Source organism: Klebsiella sp. KTE92, from assembly GCF_000398905.1.
Taxonomy (GTDB): domain Bacteria; phylum Pseudomonadota; class Gammaproteobacteria; order Enterobacterales; family Enterobacteriaceae; genus Klebsiella; species Klebsiella variicola.
The window spans coordinates 1,513,902-1,531,101 of sequence record NZ_KB976100.1 but is presented as its reverse complement, the minus strand read 5'-3'; the positions used below and the strand labels follow the sequence as shown (position 1 = coordinate 1,531,101).

The window sequence follows — 17,200 nt, the reverse complement described above, 5'->3', positions numbered from 1 at the left end:
TGGTGGACAAACCGCCGATCGAGGCCTAAAGTTAATCAATCGATTGATTAACTTTTACCGAGCGCGATGACCAGTAAAGGCGAACAGGCAAAAAATCAGCTTATCGCGGCCGCTATCGCCCAGTTTGGCGAGTATGGTCAGCATGCCACCACCCGCGATATCGCCGCCCAGGCCGGGCAGAATATCGCCGCTATCACCTATTATTTTGGCTCGAAAGACGACTTATATCTCGCCTGTGCCCAATGGATCGCCGATTTTATCGGCGACAATTTTCGCCCACAGGCCGAAGCGGCGGAGGCCCTGCTCGCCGGGAAGTCGCCGGATCGCCAGGCAATACGCGCCCTCATTCTCAACGCCTGCCATAACATGATCCTGCTGCTGACCCAGGATGATACGGTCAACTTAAGCAAATTCATTTCCCGTGAGCAGCTGGCGCCGACCGCCGCCTACCATCTGATCCACCAGCAGGTGATCGCCCCCCTGCACCACTATCTCACCCGGCTGATTGCCGCCTGGACAGGCCGCGATGCCGGTGATACGCAAATGATCCTCCACACCCACGCCCTGCTGGGCGAGGTGCTGGCTTTCCGTCTTGGGCGTGAAACCATCCTGCTACGCACCGGCTGGACGCAGTTTGACGCGCAAAAGACCGAACAGATTTTCGAGGTCATTACCTGTCATATCGATTTCATTCTGCATGGGTTATCGCAAAGGAGTTTGGGCTGATGAAAAAACCCGTCGTCGTCATTCTGCTGATCGTGATTCTTCTCGCCGCGCTGGGCGGCGGCTGGTGGTGGTACCAGAGCAGCCGGCAGCAGCCGCTGACCCTGTATGGCAATGTCGATATCCGCACCGTCAACATGAGCTTCCGCGTCGGCGGCAGACTGGCTTCGCTGACCGTCGACGAAGGCGACAGCATCCGCGCCGGGCAAACTCTCGGCGAGCTTGATCGCGCGCCTTATGAAAATGCCCTGCTGCAGGCCCAGGCCAACGTCTCCACCGCCCAGGCGCAGTATGACCTGATGATGGCCGGCTACCGCGCGGAAGAGATTGCCCAGGCCGCGGCGGCGGTGAAACAGGCGCAGGCCGCTTACGACTATGCGCAAAACTTTTATCAGCGCCAGCTCGGGCTGCGCGCCAGCAGCGCGATTTCCGCCAACGATCTGGAGAACGCCCGCTCCTCACGCGACCAGGCGCAGGCAACGCTCAAATCGGCGCAGGATAAACTGCGTCAGTATCGCGCCGGTAACCGCCCGCAGGAGATTGCCCAGGCCAAAGCCAGTCTGGAACAGGCGCAGGCGGCGCTGGCCCAGGCCAAACTGGACCTGCACGATACCGTGCTCACCGCCCCTTCCGACGGTACGCTGATGACCCGCGCCGTCGAGCCCGGCACCATGCTCAACGCCGGCGGCACCGTACTGACGCTGTCGTTAACCCATCCGGTATGGGTCCGCGCCTATGTTGACGAAAAAAACCTTGGTCAGGCGCAGCCGGGACGTGAAGTGCTGCTGTATACCGACAGCCGGCCGGATAAGCCCTATCACGGCAAAATCGGCTTTGTCTCGCCAAGCGCTGAATTCACGCCGAAGACCGTTGAAACGCCGGATCTGCGTACCGACCTCGTTTATCGTCTGCGTATTGTGGTGAACGATGCCGACGGCGCCCTGCGCCAGGGGATGCCGGTGACCGTCTCCTTTAACCACGGGAACGGACATGAGTGAGGCCATCATTGCCTTAAACGGTCTGAGCCGCCGTTTTCCCGGAATGGACAGGCCAGCGGTGGCGCCGCTCACCTGCACGATCCACGCCGGCTACGTCACCGGGCTGGTGGGGCCCGACGGCGCGGGGAAAACCACCCTGATGCGAATGCTGGCCGGTTTGCTCAAGCCTGATGAGGGCCGCGCCAGCGTGATCGGCTTCGACCCGCTAAAAGACGACAGCGCCCTGCACGCGGTGCTCGGCTATATGCCGCAGAAGTTCGGCCTGTATGAAGATCTGACGGTGATGGAAAACCTGACCCTGTACGCCGACCTGCGCAGCGTCACCGGCGAGGCGCGGAAGAAAATTTTCGACCGTCTGCTGGAGTTCACCTCCCTTGGCCCGTTCACCGAACGGCTGGCAGGCAAACTTTCCGGCGGCATGAAGCAAAAGCTGGGGCTCGCCTGTACCCTGGTGGGCGACCCGAAAGTACTGCTGCTGGATGAGCCCGGCGTCGGCGTCGACCCTATCTCGCGCCGCGAGCTGTGGCAGATGGTGCACGAGCTGGCCGGCGACGGCATGCTGATCCTGTGGAGCACCTCCTATCTCGATGAAGCGGAACAATGCCGCGACGTGCTGCTGATGAACGAAGGCAAACTGCTCTACCAGGGTGAGCCGACGGCGCTGACGCAAACCATGGCCGGGCGCAGTTTCCTCGTCTCCAGCCCACAGGAAAACAACCGCCGTCTGCTGCAGCGGGCGCTGAAGCTGCCGCAGGTCAGCGATGGCGTGATCCAGGGCAAATCGGTGCGCCTGATCCTGAAAAAGGACGCCCGCATTGAGGAAGTCCAGCAGCATGGCGACATGCCGCCGCTGCAGGTGGCCGACACCGCGCCGCGCTTTGAAGATGCGTTTATCGATCTGCTCGGCGGAGCGGGAACCGCCGAATCGCCGTTGGGAGCGATTATCCATCGTGTTGACGGCAGCAAAGACGAAACGGTCATTGAAGCCCAGTCGTTAACGAAAAAGTTTGGTGATTTCGCCGCTACCGACCACGTCGATTTCCAGGTTAAGCGCGGTGAAATTTTCGGCCTGCTCGGCCCCAACGGCGCCGGGAAATCCACCACCTTCAAAATGATGTGCGGCCTGCTGGTGCCCACCTCCGGCAAAGCGCTGGTGCTGGGGATGGATCTTAAGGTCAGCTCTGGCAAGGCGCGCCAGCATCTGGGCTATATGGCGCAAAAATTTTCGCTGTACGGCAACCTCAGCGTCGAGCAGAACCTGCGCTTTTTCTCCGGCGTCTATGGCCTGCGCGGCCGGGCGCAAAATGAAAAAATCGCCCGAATGAGCGATGCCTTTGGCCTGAAAAGTATCGCCCGTCACGCCGCCGACGAGCTGCCGCTCGGCTACAAGCAGCGGCTGGCGCTGGCCTGCTCGCTGATGCATGAGCCCGATATTCTGTTTCTCGATGAACCGACCTCCGGCGTCGACCCCCTCACCCGCCGCGAGTTCTGGCTGCATATCAACAGCATGGTCGATAAAGGGGTGACGGTGATGGTGACCACCCACTTTATGGATGAGGCGGAATACTGCGACCGTATCGGGCTGGTTTACCACGGTAAACTTATCGCCAGCGGCACCCCGGACGCGCTGAAGGCCCAGGCAGCGGATGACAGCCAGACGGACCCGACCATGGAGCAGGCGTTCATTACCCTGATTAACCGCTGGGATAAGGAGAATAGCCATGAGCAATAGCATTCTCTCCTGGCGGCGGGTCCGCGCCCTGTGCGTGAAAGAGACCCGGCAGATCGTCCGCGATCCCAGCAGCTGGCTGATCGCGGTGGTGATCCCGCTACTGCTGCTGTTTATCTTCGGCTATGGCATTAACCTCGACTCCAGCAAACTGCGGGTCGGCGTATTGCTGGAGCAACAGAGCGAAGAGGCGCTGGATTTCGTCCATACCATGACCGGCTCGCCCTATATCGACGCCACGGTCAGCGATAATCGCCAGCAACTGATTCAAATGATGCAGGCCGGGCGCATCCGCGCCATGGTGGTCATTCCGGTGGACTTCGACCGACAGATGGCCCGCGCCGGCGCCGACGCACCGCTGCAGCTCATCACCGACGGCAGCGAGCCCAATACCGCCAACTTCGCTCAGGGCTACGTGGAAGGTATCTGGCAGATCTGGCAGCAGCAGCGGGCGGAAGACCGCGGCGAAACCTTTGAACCGCTGATCGACGTGCAGATGCGCTACTGGTTTAACCCGGCGGCTATTAGCCAGCACTTTATTATCCCCGGCGCAATTACCATCATCATGACCGTGGTCGGCGCGATCCTGACCTCGCTGGTGGTGGCGCGCGAATGGGAGCGCGGCACCATGGAGGCGCTGCTGTCGACGGAGATCACCCGCGCCGAACTGCTGCTGTGCAAGCTCATTCCCTACTATTTCCTCGGCATGCTGGCGATGTTGCTCTGTATGCTGGTGTCGGTATTTATTCTCGGCGTGCCCTATCGCGGCTCGCTGCCGATCCTGTTTGTCATCACCAGTCTGTTTTTGCTCAGCACCCTGGGGATGGGGCTGCTGATCTCAACCATTACCCGCAACCAGTTTAACGCCGCGCAGGTGGCGCTGAATGCCGCGTTTTTACCGTCGATTATGCTGTCCGGGTTTATTTTCCAGATAGACAGTATGCCGGCGGTGATCCGCGCGGTGACCTACGTGATCCCGGCGCGCTATTTCGTCAACACCCTGCAAAGCCTGTTTCTGGCGGGCAATATTCCGGTGGTGCTGCTGGTGAATGTGCTGTTTTTGATTGCGTCGGCGGTGATGTTTATCGGCCTGACGTGGTTAAAAACCAAGCGGCGTCTGGATTAGGTTTTGCCCGGTGGCGCTGCGCTGACCGGGCCTACGGTTTAACCAACATCGATTATACGGTTCGCCGATCCCCCAGGCCGGGCAAACGCAGTGCCGCCCGGCGTGGTTGAATGGGCCAAAGGAGCAATTATGTTTCACCGTTTATGGACATTGATCCGCAAAGAGCTGCAGTCGCTGCTGCGCGAGCCGCAAACGCGGGCAATTTTAATCATGCCGGTGCTGATTCAGGTATTGTTGTTTCCCTTTGCCGCGACGCTGGAGGTGACCAACGCCACCATCGCCATCTACAACGAAGACAGCGGCCGCCACGCGGTGGAACTCACTCAGCGCTTCGCCCGCGCCAAAGCCTTTACCCACGTCCTGTTGCTGAAAAGCCCGCAGGCTATCCAGCCGACCATCGATGAACAAAAAGCCCTGCTGGTGGTACGCTTCCCGGCGGATTTCTCGCGTAATCTCGACAACTATCAAACCGCCCCGCTGCAGCTCCTGCTCGACGGGCGCAACTCCAACAGCGCGCAAATCGCCGCCAACTACCTGCAGCAGATCGTAAAAAACTATCAGCAGGAGCTGCTGGAGGGGAAAGCGAAGCCGAACAACAGCGAACTGGTGGTGCGCAACTGGTACAACCCGAATCTCGACTATAAGTGGTTCGTGGTGCCGTCGCTTATCGCCATGATCACCACCATCGGAGTGATGATCGTGACGTCGTTGTCGGTGGCCCGTGAGCGCGAACAGGGTACCCTCGATCAGCTGCTGGTCTCGCCCCTCGCCACCTGGCAAATCTTCGTTGGCAAAGCAGTGCCGGCGCTGATCGTCGCCACCCTGCAGGCGACTATCGTGCTGGCGATTGGTATCTGGGCCTATCAGATCCCGTTTGCCGGCTCGCTGCTGTTGTTCTATTTCACGATGGTGATTTATGGCTTATCGCTGGTGGGCTTCGGTTTATTGATTTCATCGCTGTGCGCCACCCAGCAGCAGGCGTTTATCGGCGTGTTCGTCTTTATGATGCCGGCGATCCTGCTTTCGGGCTACGTTTCACCGGTGGAAAATATGCCGCAGTGGCTGCAGGATCTGACCTGGATAAACCCGATCCGCCATTTTACCGATATCACCAAGCAAATTTATCTGAAGGATGCGAGTCTGAAGATTGTGTGGGGAAGTTTGTGGCCGCTACTGGTCATAGCGGCCACCACCGGCTCAGCGGCGTATGCGATGTTCCGAAGAAAGATTGCGTAGTTTTTTATCTTTCGCCAGCAGCGAGACCACCGCCGGGCCTGCCAGTATCACCAGCCCGGCGAGGGCCAGCAGCAGGTTGTTGTGCAGCACGCGCGACAGCAGCCACAGCGCTATCATGGCCGCGCCAAAGTACCAGGTGGTGGTGAGCTCCTCAAGGAAGTCTCCCACATCGCGCCAGCGCGCCTCGTGGTGACGCTGCAAAAACAGCATCGCCAGCAGCGTGACGCTATAGAGGACGCACAGCCCCAATCCGACGCGCACCAGCGCGCCGCTCATCCATCCCATCACCAGCACTGCCACGACCAGTAGATGCAACATAATCTGCCAGCAACTAAGACCTGTTGCGACGCGTACACGTTGTTGCCACTTCATGGCTTCTCTCCTGAAGGATTTTTCTCTGCTACTCAGAGTACCGCACTTTACGGAAAATTCCGTAACACCGCATCTTTTTGTGACGTCTACTACACTATTTTATTCAGGAAAGTGACATTTACTGGAGAATTATGGCTGAGCCAACGTCGGGATTTTCGTTGAACGTGCTGACAATTAACACCCATAAAGGCTTTACGGCGTTTAATCGGCGTTTTATTTTGCCCGAGTTGCGCGACGCCGTGCGCAGCGTCAGCGCGGATATTGTTTGCCTGCAGGAAGTGATGGGCGCTCACGAGGTTCACCCGCTGCACATCGAAAACTGGCCAGATACCACCCATTATGAATTTCTCGCCGACACCATGTGGAGCGATTACGCCTACGGGCGCAACGCAGTCTATCCGGAAGGCCACCACGGCAATGCCGTACTGTCGCGCTTTCCCATTGAATACTATGAAAATCGGGATATTTCAGTCGGCAACGGCGAGAAACGCGGTCTGCTTTACTGCCGCATCGTGCCGCCAGAGAGCGGCGTGACGATCCATGTGATCTGCGTTCACCTGGGTTTACGCGCCGACCAACGGCAGGCGCAGTTGACCATGCTGGCAGAATGGGTCAATACCCTCCCCGCCGGTGAGCCGGTGGTGGTGGCCGGGGATTTTAACGACTGGCGTCAGCAGGCGAATCAGCCGTTAAAAGCGCAAGCCGGGCTGGAAGAGATCTTTACCCGCGCCCGCGGACGGCCGGCGCGTACGTTTCCGGTCAGTTTTCCGCTGCTGCGCCTCGATCGTATTTATGTCAAAAACGCCCACGCCAGCCACCCGAAGGCGCTGGCCCTCAAACAATGGCGGCATCTGTCCGATCATGCGCCCCTTAGCGTGGAGATACACTTGTGAAATGTCGTTGGCAGGAAGGCAACCGCATTACGCTACTGGAGAACGGCGACCAGTACTATCCGGCGCTGTTTGCGGCTATTGGTCGCGCCAGCCGGCGGGTGATCCTCGAATCCTTTATCTGGTTTGAAGATGAGGTGGGCTGGCGGCTGCACGCGGTGCTGCTGAAAGCCGCCCGCCGCGGTATTCAGGTGGAGGTGCTGCTTGACGGCTACGGCTCGCCGGATCTCAGCGATGAGTTTGTCGGCGAACTGACCGCCGCCGGGGTGATTTTTCGCTACTACGATCCGCGCCCTAAGCTGATGGGGATGCGCACCAACCTGTTCCGTCGGATGCACCGTAAAATCGTGGTGATTGACGACACCACCGCCTTTGTCGGCGGCATCAACTACTCCGCCGAGCATATGAGCGACTACGGCCCGGAGGCGAAACAGGATTATGCGGTGCAGGTCGAGGGGCCGGTGGTGCTTGATATTCTCCAGTTCGAGCTGGAGAACCTGCCCAACAGCGAAACCGCCCGCCGCTGGTGGCGCCGCCGTCGCCACCAGCCAGAGATCAACCAGACTCCCGGCGAGGCGCAGGCGTTGTTCATCTGGCGCGATAACCAGGATCACCGCGACGATATCGAACGCCACTACCTGAAGATGCTCACCAGCGCCCGCCGGGAGGTGATCATTGCCAACGCCTATTTCTTTCCCGGCTACCGCCTGCTGCATGCGATGCGCAACGCCGCGCGGCGCGGCGTGCGGGTCAAGCTGATCGTCCAGGGCGAGCCGGATATTCCGATTGTGAAGTTTGGCGCCCACCTGCTCTATCACTATCTCGTTAAGGGCGGGGTGCAGATCTACGAATATCGCCGCCGTCCGCTGCATGGCAAGGTCGCCCTGGCGGATGACCACTGGGCCACCGTCGGGTCGAGCAACCTGGATCCATTGAGCCTGTCGCTGAATCTGGAAGCCAATCTGATCATCCACGACCGGGTGTTTAACCAGACGCTGCGCGATAACCTTAACGGGCTTATCGCCAGGGATTGCCAGCGGATCGATAAAACGATGCTGCCGAAACGCAACTGGTGGCGGCTGGGCGTCAGCGTGATGGCCTTCCACTTTCTGCGCCACTTCCCGGCGTGGGTCGGCTGGCTACCAGCCCATACGCCGCGGCTGGCCAGGGTCAGCCCGCCGGTGCAGCCGGAGATTGAAACCCAGGATCGTGTCGACTCACAAACCAGGGATAATCCGCTATGAGCAAATCGCATCCCCGCTGGCGGATGGCGAAAAGAGTACTTACCGTGCTCTTTTTTATCGCGGTGATCGTCCTGCTGGTGATTTACGCGCAAAAAGTCGACTGGCAGGACGTGTGGAAGGTGATCCGCGGCTACGATCGGCTGGCCTTGTTTAGCGCCATTGCGCTGGTCATCGTCAGCTATCTGATCTACGGCTGCTACGATCTGCTTGGCCGGGCCTATTGTGGGCATAAGCTGGCGAAACGCCAGGTGATGCTGGTGTCGTTTATCTGCTATGCCTTTAACCTGACGCTCAGCACCTGGGTCGGCGGGATCGGCATGCGCTACCGGCTGTACTCGCGGCTGGGGCTCAACGGCGGCACCATCACCCGTATTTTTTCATTAAGCATTACCACCAACTGGCTGGGCTATATCCTGCTCGGTGGGGTGATATTTACGGCGGATCTGGTGAAGCTGCCGCCGCACTGGTACATCAGCCAGACCACTCTGCGCATTATCGGTGGGGTGATGCTGATCCTTACGCTTTGCTATCTGTTCGGTTGCGCGTTTGCCAAACGCCGTCACCTGACGATTAAAGGCCAGCGGCTGGTGCTGCCCTCCTGGCGCTTCGCGTTGCTGCAGATGGGGATTTCGGCGGCGAACTGGATGGCGATGGGGGCGATAATCTGGCTGCTGTTGGGCAGCGAAATTAACTATTTCCTGGTATTAGGGGTGCTGCTGGTGAGCAGTATCGCCGGGGTGATCGTTCATATTCCGGCCGGTATCGGCGTGCTGGAGGCGGTGTTTATCGCCATGCTCTCCGGAGAGGATATTTCGAAGGGCGCGATTATCGCCGCCCTGCTCGCCTGGCGCGCGCTCTATTATTTCCTGCCGCTGCTGCTGGCGACGGTGGCTTATCTGCTGCTGGAGAGTCGGGCGAAAAAGCTGCGGCAAAAGAACGAGCGCAAGCTGGCCCGCGAATGACACCGCCAGGTCGCGCTGCGCTTGCCGGGCCTGCGGGGTGTGAGCCTGTGAGAGGATCCTGTAGTCCGGGTAAGGCGCCAGCCGCCACCCGGCAATACCACGGGTACCGTGCCTGATATCTTGCCCGGCGGCGCTGCGCTTGGCAGGTCTAAACGCCAGCCGGACGGTTCCCTCTCCCTCCGGGAGAGGGACAGGGTGAGGGGAAGCACTGCGGTGTGGTTGTTTATATTATCTGTGGCTTCAGCGTAGTTTGCGCTCCCGGTTAGTCTTCTGCGTTATGTCTCTTACGGCGCAGGGAGCGCACAGGGGGCGGCCAGTCGCCGCCGCCCCCTGTACCCCCGGGCTCCGGCCAGCAAAATCGCCACTTCGTGGTGCCTTCGACTTATCCCTGCAGGCTTCGGGTCGGGCCGAGGCAGCGTCCCTGCAAAACACGGCCCTCAGCCCGCATCCATGCGGGCTGCCCCGACCTTCCGGGAACGTCTCAGCGATTTTGAGGCCGTCAGCACCGGCAGTTTCAGCAAGAAAGGTGAATAAATTAACGACAGGTCGCACGCACCGTAGGCCGGATAAGGCGCCAGCCGCCACCCGGCAACATCACGGGTACCGTGCCTGAAATCTCGCCCGGCGGCGCTGCGGCTTGCACGGGCCTACGGGGTGTGAGCCTGTGAGAGGCTCCTGTAGGCCGGGTCAGGCGCCAGCCGCCACCCGGCAGCACCACGGGTACCGTACCTGATGCCATCGCCCGGCGGCGCTGCGCTTGCCGGGCGTTAGGAGATGCAACCCGCTGATATTAAGAGGTTAGCGGCGGTTGCCCATAATACGCAGCAGCATCAGGAACAGGTTGATAAAGTCCAGGTACAGCGTTAAGGCCCCGAGGATCGAGTATTTACGCAGCGTGGCGCTGTCGCGGGTGTCAATCTGCTCGCCGATGTTTTTCAGCTTCTGGGTGTCATACGCCGTCAGGCCGACAAACAGCACCACTCCAATGTAGGTCACCGCCCACATCAGCGCCTCGCTCTTCAGCCACAGGTTGACCAGCGATGCCAGCACGATGCCAATCAGCCCCATAAACAGCATGCTGCCGAAGCCGCTCAGATCGCGCTTCGTGGTGTAACCATACAAGCTCATCGCCCCGAACATCCCGCCGGTGACCACAAAGGTGCTGGCGATCGATGAGTAGGTATAGGCGATAAAAATGCTCGACAGCGTCAGCCCGGTCAGCGCCGAGTAGAGCATAAACAGCGTGGTGGCCATCCCGGCGCTCAGCCGCCGCACCATTCCCGACAGCACAAACACCAGCGCCAGCTGGGCAATAATCAGCCCGAAGAAAGTGATTTTGCTCGAAAAGACGAACATCATCACCGCCGGGGTATTCGCCGCAAACCACGCGATAAACGCCGTCAGCAGCAGGCCGACCGTCATCCAGCCGTATACCTGCGCCATGTAAGTCTGCAGGCCGGTTCGGCCCTGCACGATTGAATCGGAACGCGGATATCTGTCCATGACTCTCTCCTGATTAACAAAGTTTCACCCTGTAAGCGTATCACACTACCAGCGCTCTGCCGCCTGACGATCGCTGTCGCGGGCGTCGACCCAGCGTTCGCCTTCCGGCGTCGCCTCACGCTTCCAGAACGGCGCACGGGTTTTCAGGTAGTCCATAATAAACTCGCCCGCGGCGAAGGCGCTGCCGCGGTGGGCGCTGGTGACGCCGACAAACACAATCTCTTCCCCCGGCCACATTTCGCCGATGCGGTGGATAACCGTCACCCGGCCCAGCGGCCAGCGCTCGCGCGCCAGGTCGACGATCTCCGCCAGCGATTTTTCAGTCATCCCCGGATAGTGCTCCAGCGTTAACGCTTTCACGCTGTCGCCAAGATTGTGATTGCGCACTTTACCGGTGAAGGTGACCACCGCACCGTCTTCATCGCGCTCGGCCAGCCACGGATACTCATCGCCGACGCAAAAGCGCGCCGGGCTAACCACGATACGAGTTTGCGTCATCTTATTAGCCTCCGGTAACCGGTGGGAAGAACGCCACTTCGTCGCCGCTGGCGACAGGATGGTCAAACGCGGTCAACGTCTGGTTGACTGCCGCCAGCAGCTTGCCCTCTTCCAGGGCCAGCGCCCAGCGGTCGCCGCGAGCGGCAAGCTGCTGACGCACGGCTTCGACGGTTGCCAGGTCGCTGGCGTCGAGTGTCAGGGCATCGGTGCCGACCAGTTCGCGCACCTGGGCGAAAAACAGAACCTTAATCATGGCGTTCGTCCACCTTAAAATCGCCGGACTTGCCGCCGCTTTTCGCCAGCAGGCGCAGCGGGCCAATGACCATATCTTTTTGCACCGCCTTGCACATGTCGTAGATGGTCAGCGCGGCAACGGAGGCGGCGGTCAATGCTTCCATCTCAACGCCGGTTTTACCGGTCAGACGGCAAAGTGACTCAATGCGCACCCGGTTATGCTCCGGCTGCGCCTGCAGATTGACTTCCACTTTGCTCAGCATGAGCGGATGACACAGCGGGATCAGCTCCCAGGTACGTTTTGCCGCCTGGATCCCGGCGATACGCGCGGTGGCGAACACATCGCCTTTATGGTGGCTGCGGTCGATAATCATCGCCAGCGTCGCCGCCTGCATTTCGACATAAGCCTCGGCGCGCGCTTCGCGCACCGTTTCCGCTTTGCCGGAGACATCCACCATATGGGCTTCGCCCGCGGCGTTAATATGGGTCAGTTGTGACATAGATTATTTCTTCAGGTGAGGAATGAAGTTACACGGACGGGTGCGAGCATCCAGCTGCGGGGCAATGATGTTGTCCCACGCCGTGCGGCAGGCTTTGGTCGAGCCCGGCATGGCAAAAATCAGCGTGCGGTTGGCAACGCCGGCCACGGCCCGGGACTGCAGCGTCGAGGTGCCGATCTCTTCGAACGACAGCATGCGGAACACTTCGCCAAAGCCTTCGACCTCACGGTCAAACAGCGGCAGCAGCGCTTCCGGCGCCTGGTCACCCTCGGTGAACCCGGTCCCGCCGGTGATCAGCACCACCTGCACGTCATCGCTGGCGATCCACGCCGACACCTGGGCGCGGATGGCGTAGCGGTTTTCTTTCACAATCGCCTTATCGACGACATGGTGTCCCGCCTCCTGCGCCGCCTCGCGCAGCCAGTGGCCGGAGGTATCATCCTCTTCGCCACGGCGGCTGGAAACAGTAAGAATAGCAATACGGGTCGGAATAAACTCAGCGCTAGCCTGGCTCATCTGAATGCTCCTTTCTAAAACGATTAACCGCCAATATAGGACAGGTTCTGCGTAATACCGGTGTTGCCCTGATGCAGGAAATGGGTCTGCTTTTTATGGGTCAAGGCTTCGGCTATCCGCGCTTCCAGCTCGGCCTGTTGCTCGTCCTCAGCCATCAGGTCGCGCAGGTCGACGCCGCCTTCGCCAAACAGACACAGGTGCAGTTTGCCAACGGATGAGACGCGCAGACGGTTGCAGGTGGCGCAGAAATCTTTTTCATACGGCATGATGAGGCCGATTTCACCGGCGTAATCCGGGTGACAAAAGACCTGCGCCGGGCCATCGCTGCGCTGGCGGATCTGGTGGATCCAGCCGCGGCGCAGCAGCTCGTCGCGCAGCACCATGCCGGAAAGATGGTGACGGCGGAACAGATCGCTGCCCTCTCCGGTTTCCATCAGCTCAATAAAACGCAGCTGAATACGACGGGGTTGGATCCACGCGAGAAAGGTATCGAGCTGGTGATGATTAACATCACGCATCAGCACGGTATTGACCTTCACCTTGTCAAAGCCCGCGGCGAAAGCAGCATCAATGCCGTCCATCACCTGGTGGAACTTGTCCTGGCCGGTGATGGCCTGAAATTGACGGGCGTCGAGGCTATCAACGCTGACGTTAATCGCCGTCAGCCCGGCATCGCGCCAGCGTTCGACATCGCGCGCCAGGCGGTAACCGTTGGTGGTAACCGCAATCTGACGGATCGCCGGGTTTTCACGCACCGCGGCAATGATTTCGGTGAAGTCGCGACGCAGAGAGGGTTCCCCACCGGTGAGGCGAACTTTTTCGGTGCCCAGCGCGGAGAAAGCGCGCGTGACGCGGCGCACTTCGTCTACGCTGAGAAAGCCGTTGTTATTGACGGCGCCGGGTTTGTAGCCGTCCGGCAGGCAGTAGGTGCAACGGAAGTTGCACACATCGGTAATCGACAGACGCAGGTAAAAAAACTTACGCGCGAATGCATCGGTAAGCTGTGAGGCCATATACACCTTTCCAAATACGGGAGGCGCGGTCATTTCTTCCCACGCCCTGGCGACACCCGGAGGGGTCGCGGCCAAACCGCCATATCTTTTGACACAGGCGAAGAGGCTAGAGTGTTAACAGGTTATGCCGATAGTAGCGCGTTACGGACGGTTTCGCCATTTGCGATTTCGTTATATAAAATTGTATATATCGCTACCTTCGTGCATTTTCGCTACAGAATAGCCATAAATCATTTTTTTGCCTTGATGTCGGTCAGTTTGTCGGGCTCCTCCCATCGTCTTTTAGGGGTAGATCGGGTAGTGTGTGGCCGTTTATGTGAAATAAGGAATTTCTATGCGCAATCGTACATTCGCTGACCTCGATCGGGTGGTCGCGCTCGGCGGCGGGCATGGTCTGGGCCGGGTGATGTCCTCCCTCTCCTCGCTCGGCTCGCGGCTGACCGGCATTGTCACCACCACCGACAACGGGGGCTCAACCGGGCGGATCCGCCGCTCGGAAGGCGGCATTGCCTGGGGCGATATGCGCAACTGCATCAATCAGTTAATTGCCGAGCCCAGCGTGGCGTCGGCGATGTTTGAGTATCGTTTTAGCGGTAATGGCGAACTTTCCGGGCATAACCTCGGAAATCTGATGTTAAAGGCGCTGGACCACCTGAGCGTGCGGCCTTTAGAAGCTATCAATTTAATCAGAAACCTGCTCAAAGTAGACGCGTTTCTTATCCCGATGTCGGAACAACCGGTGGATTTGATGGCGCTCGATCATGAAGGCCATGAAGTTTACGGCGAAGTGAATATCGATCAGCTCGACAACCTACCGCAGGAGCTGATGCTTACCCCACCGGTACCCGCCACCCGCGAGGCGGTGGAAGCGATCGCCGAAGCCGATCTGATCCTCATCGGCCCGGGCAGCTTTTACACCAGCCTGCTGCCGATCCTGCTGCTCGACGAGATGGCCCAGGCGCTGCGCCGCACCCCGGCGCCGATGGTGTTTATCGATAACCTCGGCAAAGAGCACAGCCCGGCGGCGAGGCTGTCGCTGGCGGAGCGCATTGCGATTATGGAGCGCTACGTGGGTAAGCGGGTGGTGGATGCGGTGATCGCCGGGCCAAAAGCCGATATCCGCGGCATCAACGACCGGCTGGTGATCCAGACGCCGCTGGAGGCCAGTGACGTGCCCTATCGCCATGATCGGGCGCTGCTCCGCGGCGCGCTGGAAAAGGCGATTCAGCTTCCTGGCTGACGCTGCGCGCCGGAGGGCCAACCTTCGGTGCACCTTAAAATCTTAAGGTTGTCTTAAAATAGGGCTGGCACTATACGCTTATCTCTTTCTGTGGGTAGGTATTATGTCGTTATTGCCTCTGCGTCGGCCGCTCTTCAGCCGCACGACTTATTTGATTCTCTTTGCTTGCTATATCGGTATCTTTCTCAACCTGGCTTTTTATCGCCAGGTTTTCCCGTTACTGCCGGTAAACAGCCTGCATAACTGGCTGGTATTCCTCAGTATGCCGATCGTGGCCATTAGCGTGATGAATATCATCACCACCCTCGCCTCGTTCCTGAAGCTCGATCGGGTGGTCATCAGCCTGTTTATTCTGCTCAGCGCGTCGGCGCAGTACTTTATCTGGAACTTCGGGGTAGTGATCGACCGCAGCATGATCACCAATATCCTCGACACCACTCCGGCGGAGAGCTTTGCTCTGCTCTCCGGCGAAATGATCGCCGTACTCGGCCTCTCGGGGGTTTTAGCGGTATTCGTCGCCTGGTGGGTGAAAATCCGTAAGCCCGCCACGCGGTGGCGCGGCGCGGCGATGCGCCTGCTCAATATCGCCGTTTCGGCGCTGCTGATTATTCTGGTGGCCGCGCTGTTCTACAAAGATTACGCCTCGGTGTTCCGTAACAACAAAGAGCTGGTGAAATCCCTGAGTCCCTCCAACAGCATTGTGGCGCTGAACTCGTGGTATGCGCACAACCGCATGGACAATCTGCCGCTGGTGAAGATTGGCGAAGATGCCAGGCAGAAACCGGTGATGCATAGCGGCCCCCGCAAAAACCTGACGATTGTGGTGCTGGGCGAAACCTCGCGCGCCGGGAACTTCTCGCTGGGCGGCTACGATCGGGAGACTAACCCACGCCTGCAACGGGACGACGTGGTGTACTTCCCGAAAACCACCTCCTGCGGCACGGCAACTGCGGTTTCCGTCCCCTGTATGTTCTCCAATATGCCGCGCGCGCATTACGATGAAGAACTGGCGCACCATCAGGAAGGCGTCCTGGATATTCTGCAGCGCGCCGGTGTTCAGGTGCTGTGGAACGACAATGACGGTGGCTGTAAGGGCGCCTGTGACCGCGTACCGCACCAGAACGTCACCGATCTGCACCTCAGCGGTCAGTGCATCGACGGCGAGTGCTACGATGAGGTCCTGTTCCATAATCTGGACAGTTACATCGACAACCTGAAACAGGATGGCATTATCGTACTGCATACTATCGGCAGCCACGGCCCAACCTATTACAACCGCTATCCGGCTGAATTCAAAAAATTCACCCCGACCTGCGATACCAATGAAATCCAAAGTTGTACGCAACAACAGTTGACCAATACCTACGACAACACCATTCTGTATGTCGACTATGTTGTTGATAAAGCGATAAAATTACTGCAATCCAAACAGGATAAATTTACCACTAGCCTGGTTTATTTGTCCGATCACGGCGAATCGCTGGGTGAAGATGGCGTCTATTTGCATGGTCTGCCGTACTCAATTGCGCCGGATACGCAAAAACACGTGCCCATGCTGCTGTGGCTGTCGCCGGATTACCAGCAACGTTACGGTGTCTCCAGCCAGTGTTTGCAACAACAGGCTAAGACGAAGGATTATTCACAAGATAATCTGTTCTCCACCCTGCTCGGCCTGCTCGGCGTCAGCACCCACGAGTACCAGGCAGCAGATGATATTTTAACGCCATGTAGAGAGGCTGGTTGATGAAAATCTTAGTCATTGAAGACGATGCGCTGCTGTTGCAGGGGTTGATTCTGGCGATGCAAAGTGAAGGATACGTATGCGACGGCGTCTCCACAGCGCACGAAGCGGCGCTATCGTTGGCCAGCAATCACTACAGCCTGATCGTACTCGACCTCGGCCTGCCGGATGAAGACGGTCTGCATTTTCTCACCCGTATGCGGCGGGAGAAGATGACCCAGCCGGTGCTGATCCTCACCGCCCGCGATACGCTTGAGGATCGCATTAGCGGTCTCGATACCGGCGCGGATGACTATCTGGTGAAACCCTTTGCCCTGGAAGAGCTGAATGCGCGCATTCGCGCCCTGCTCCGCCGGCATAATAACCAGGGCGATAACGAAATCAGCGTCGGCGATCTGCGCCTCAACGTCACCCGCCGCCTGGTGTGGCTGGGTGAGACGGCGCTGGAATTGACGCCAAAAGAGTATGCCCTGCTGTCGCGGCTGATGATGAAAGCCGGTAGCCCGGTGCATCGTGAAATCCTCTACAACGACATCTACAGCTGGGACAACGAGCCGGCGACCAATACCCTTGAGGTGCATATTCATAACCTGCGCGAAAAGATTGGCAAATCGCGGATCCGCACCGTCAGGGGTTTTGGCTATATGCTGGCTAACCACATCGACACGGAATAGA

Annotated in this window: 18 protein-coding genes and 1 riboswitch; of the genes, 11 read left to right on the top strand and 7 right to left on the bottom strand. The window is 58.9% G+C overall.

Features of this window, described 5'->3' with window-relative positions; genetic code table 11:
- Window positions 1-66: 66 nt before the first annotated feature.
- The 5 genes from cecR (at window position 67) to A1WC_RS17965 (ending at window position 5,812) form a co-directional block, all read left to right on the top strand.
- Complete coding sequence (gene cecR / locus A1WC_RS17945) at window positions 67-726, top strand: transcriptional regulator CecR (protein WP_008805760.1); 660 nt, start codon at window positions 67-69, stop codon at window positions 724-726.
- Entirely contained in the window at window positions 726-1,721 is a 996-nt protein-coding gene (gene hlyD / locus A1WC_RS17950; RefSeq protein ID WP_008805759.1) for a secretion protein HlyD, read from the top strand. The genes cecR and hlyD overlap by 1 nt, the downstream gene beginning before the upstream one ends.
- Entirely contained in the window at window positions 1,714-3,453 is a 1,740-nt protein-coding gene (locus tag A1WC_RS17955; RefSeq protein WP_012968663.1) for an ATP-binding cassette domain-containing protein, read from the top strand. Before hlyD ends, A1WC_RS17955 begins: the two co-directional genes overlap by 8 nt.
- On the top strand, window positions 3,443-4,576 hold the full coding sequence (locus A1WC_RS17960; protein WP_008805757.1) for an ABC transporter permease: 1,134 nt from the start codon (window positions 3,443-3,445) through the stop codon (window positions 4,574-4,576). The genes A1WC_RS17955 and A1WC_RS17960 overlap by 11 nt, the downstream gene beginning before the upstream one ends.
- A gap of 129 nt (window positions 4,577-4,705) precedes the next feature.
- On the top strand, window positions 4,706-5,812 hold the full coding sequence (locus tag A1WC_RS17965; protein ID WP_012542389.1) for an ABC transporter permease: 1,107 nt from the start codon (window positions 4,706-4,708) through the stop codon (window positions 5,810-5,812).
- Here A1WC_RS17965 and A1WC_RS17970 read toward each other — a convergent pair.
- Window positions 5,774-6,184 (bottom strand): YbhQ family protein, encoded by a 411-nt coding sequence (locus tag A1WC_RS17970; protein WP_012542390.1) that lies wholly within the window; start codon window positions 6,182-6,184, stop codon window positions 5,774-5,776. The genes A1WC_RS17965 and A1WC_RS17970 overlap by 39 nt on opposite strands.
- A 131-nt stretch (window positions 6,185-6,315) precedes the next feature.
- Between A1WC_RS17970 and A1WC_RS17975 the strand changes: the two genes are divergently transcribed.
- The 3 genes from A1WC_RS17975 to A1WC_RS17985 are packed head-to-tail and all read left to right on the top strand — an operon-like array spanning window position 6,316 to window position 9,280.
- Entirely contained in the window at window positions 6,316-7,077 is a 762-nt protein-coding gene (locus tag A1WC_RS17975) for an endonuclease/exonuclease/phosphatase family protein (RefSeq protein ID WP_008805754.1), read from the top strand.
- On the top strand, window positions 7,074-8,318 hold the full coding sequence (gene clsB / locus A1WC_RS17980; RefSeq protein ID WP_008805753.1) for a cardiolipin synthase ClsB: 1,245 nt from the start codon (window positions 7,074-7,076) through the stop codon (window positions 8,316-8,318). The genes A1WC_RS17975 and clsB overlap by 4 nt, the downstream gene beginning before the upstream one ends.
- Window positions 8,315-9,280, top strand: coding sequence for a lysylphosphatidylglycerol synthase domain-containing protein (locus A1WC_RS17985; RefSeq protein ID WP_016160528.1), 966 nt, complete (start codon window positions 8,315-8,317; stop codon window positions 9,278-9,280). Before clsB ends, A1WC_RS17985 begins: the two co-directional genes overlap by 4 nt.
- 798 nt (window positions 9,281-10,078) lie before the next feature.
- On the opposite strand, the gene A1WC_RS17990 is transcribed toward A1WC_RS17985, so the two are convergent.
- The 6 genes from A1WC_RS17990 to moaA form a co-directional block, all read right to left on the bottom strand.
- Complete coding sequence (locus tag A1WC_RS17990) at window positions 10,079-10,783, bottom strand: Bax inhibitor-1 family protein (protein WP_016160527.1); 705 nt, start codon at window positions 10,781-10,783, stop codon at window positions 10,079-10,081.
- A gap of 45 nt (window positions 10,784-10,828) precedes the next feature.
- Window positions 10,829-11,281 (bottom strand): molybdopterin synthase catalytic subunit MoaE, encoded by a 453-nt coding sequence (gene moaE, locus A1WC_RS17995; protein ID WP_012968664.1) that lies wholly within the window; start codon window positions 11,279-11,281, stop codon window positions 10,829-10,831.
- Window positions 11,282-11,285: 4 nt separating this feature from the next.
- Complete coding sequence (moaD, locus tag A1WC_RS18000; RefSeq protein WP_008805749.1) at window positions 11,286-11,534, bottom strand: molybdopterin synthase sulfur carrier subunit; 249 nt, start codon at window positions 11,532-11,534, stop codon at window positions 11,286-11,288.
- Entirely contained in the window at window positions 11,527-12,015 is a 489-nt protein-coding gene (gene moaC, locus A1WC_RS18005) for a cyclic pyranopterin monophosphate synthase MoaC (RefSeq protein ID WP_016160526.1), read from the bottom strand. The genes moaD and moaC overlap by 8 nt, the downstream gene beginning before the upstream one ends.
- A gap of 3 nt (window positions 12,016-12,018) precedes the next feature.
- A complete protein-coding gene (gene moaB, locus A1WC_RS18010; RefSeq protein ID WP_008805747.1) occupies window positions 12,019-12,531 on the bottom strand; it encodes a molybdenum cofactor biosynthesis protein B in 513 nt (170 codons plus the stop codon).
- Between the two features lie 23 nt (window positions 12,532-12,554).
- Window positions 12,555-13,544 carry a GTP 3',8-cyclase MoaA gene (gene moaA, locus A1WC_RS18015; protein ID WP_012968667.1) on the bottom strand — a complete coding sequence of 330 codons (990 nt, stop codon included), beginning with the start codon at window positions 13,542-13,544 and terminating at the stop codon, window positions 12,555-12,557.
- Window positions 13,532-13,670, bottom strand: a riboswitch (molybdenum cofactor riboswitch). (Overlaps the previous gene by 13 nt.)
- A 208-nt stretch (window positions 13,671-13,878) precedes the next feature.
- Between moaA and yvcK the strand changes: the two genes are divergently transcribed.
- From yvcK to pmrA, 3 genes are all read left to right on the top strand, one after another.
- Window positions 13,879-14,784: a uridine diphosphate-N-acetylglucosamine-binding protein YvcK gene (gene yvcK, locus A1WC_RS18020; protein WP_008805745.1), complete on the top strand. Its 906-nt coding sequence runs from the start codon at window positions 13,879-13,881 to the stop codon at window positions 14,782-14,784.
- Between the two features lie 103 nt (window positions 14,785-14,887).
- Window positions 14,888-16,528, top strand: a complete 1,641-nt coding sequence (gene eptA / locus A1WC_RS18025; protein ID WP_016160525.1) for a phosphoethanolamine transferase EptA — start codon at window positions 14,888-14,890, stop codon at window positions 16,526-16,528.
- A complete protein-coding gene (pmrA, locus tag A1WC_RS18030; protein ID WP_008805743.1) occupies window positions 16,528-17,199 on the top strand; it encodes a two-component system response regulator PmrA in 672 nt (223 codons plus the stop codon). Before eptA ends, pmrA begins: the two co-directional genes overlap by 1 nt.
- The last annotated feature ends 1 nt before the right edge of the window (window position 17,200 follow it).

What these genes read in the sequence shown, in the direction of transcription:
- A1WC_RS17955 (WP_012968663.1), top strand. Translation starts at nt 1,714, where the DNA reads ATGAGTGAGGCCATCATTGCCTTAAACGGTCTGAGCCGCCGTTTTCCC.
- yvcK (WP_008805745.1), top strand. Translation starts at nt 13,879, where the DNA reads ATGCGCAATCGTACATTCGCTGACCTCGATCGGGTGGTCGCGCTCGGC.
- A1WC_RS17960 (WP_008805757.1), top strand. Translation starts at nt 3,443, where the DNA reads ATGAGCAATAGCATTCTCTCCTGGCGGCGGGTCCGCGCCCTGTGCGTG.
- A1WC_RS17975 (WP_008805754.1), top strand. Translation starts at nt 6,316, where the DNA reads ATGGCTGAGCCAACGTCGGGATTTTCGTTGAACGTGCTGACAATTAAC.
- A1WC_RS17970 (WP_012542390.1), bottom strand. Translation starts at nt 6,184, where the DNA reads ATGAAGTGGCAACAACGTGTACGCGTCGCAACAGGTCTTAGTTGCTGG.
- A1WC_RS17990 (WP_016160527.1), bottom strand. Translation starts at nt 10,783, where the DNA reads ATGGACAGATATCCGCGTTCCGATTCAATCGTGCAGGGCCGAACCGGC.
- hlyD (WP_008805759.1), top strand. Translation starts at nt 726, where the DNA reads ATGAAAAAACCCGTCGTCGTCATTCTGCTGATCGTGATTCTTCTCGCC.
- pmrA (WP_008805743.1), top strand. Translation starts at nt 16,528, where the DNA reads ATGAAAATCTTAGTCATTGAAGACGATGCGCTGCTGTTGCAGGGGTTG.
- cecR (WP_008805760.1), top strand. Translation starts at nt 67, where the DNA reads ATGACCAGTAAAGGCGAACAGGCAAAAAATCAGCTTATCGCGGCCGCT.
- moaD (WP_008805749.1), bottom strand. Translation starts at nt 11,534, where the DNA reads ATGATTAAGGTTCTGTTTTTCGCCCAGGTGCGCGAACTGGTCGGCACC.
- A1WC_RS17965 (WP_012542389.1), top strand. Translation starts at nt 4,706, where the DNA reads ATGTTTCACCGTTTATGGACATTGATCCGCAAAGAGCTGCAGTCGCTG.
- moaC (WP_016160526.1), bottom strand. Translation starts at nt 12,015, where the DNA reads ATGTCACAACTGACCCATATTAACGCCGCGGGCGAAGCCCATATGGTG.
- eptA (WP_016160525.1), top strand. Translation starts at nt 14,888, where the DNA reads ATGTCGTTATTGCCTCTGCGTCGGCCGCTCTTCAGCCGCACGACTTAT.
- moaB (WP_008805747.1), bottom strand. Translation starts at nt 12,531, where the DNA reads ATGAGCCAGGCTAGCGCTGAGTTTATTCCGACCCGTATTGCTATTCTT.
- moaE (WP_012968664.1), bottom strand. Translation starts at nt 11,281, where the DNA reads ATGACGCAAACTCGTATCGTGGTTAGCCCGGCGCGCTTTTGCGTCGGC.
- A1WC_RS17985 (WP_016160528.1), top strand. Translation starts at nt 8,315, where the DNA reads ATGAGCAAATCGCATCCCCGCTGGCGGATGGCGAAAAGAGTACTTACC.
- moaA (WP_012968667.1), bottom strand. Translation starts at nt 13,544, where the DNA reads ATGGCCTCACAGCTTACCGATGCATTCGCGCGTAAGTTTTTTTACCTG.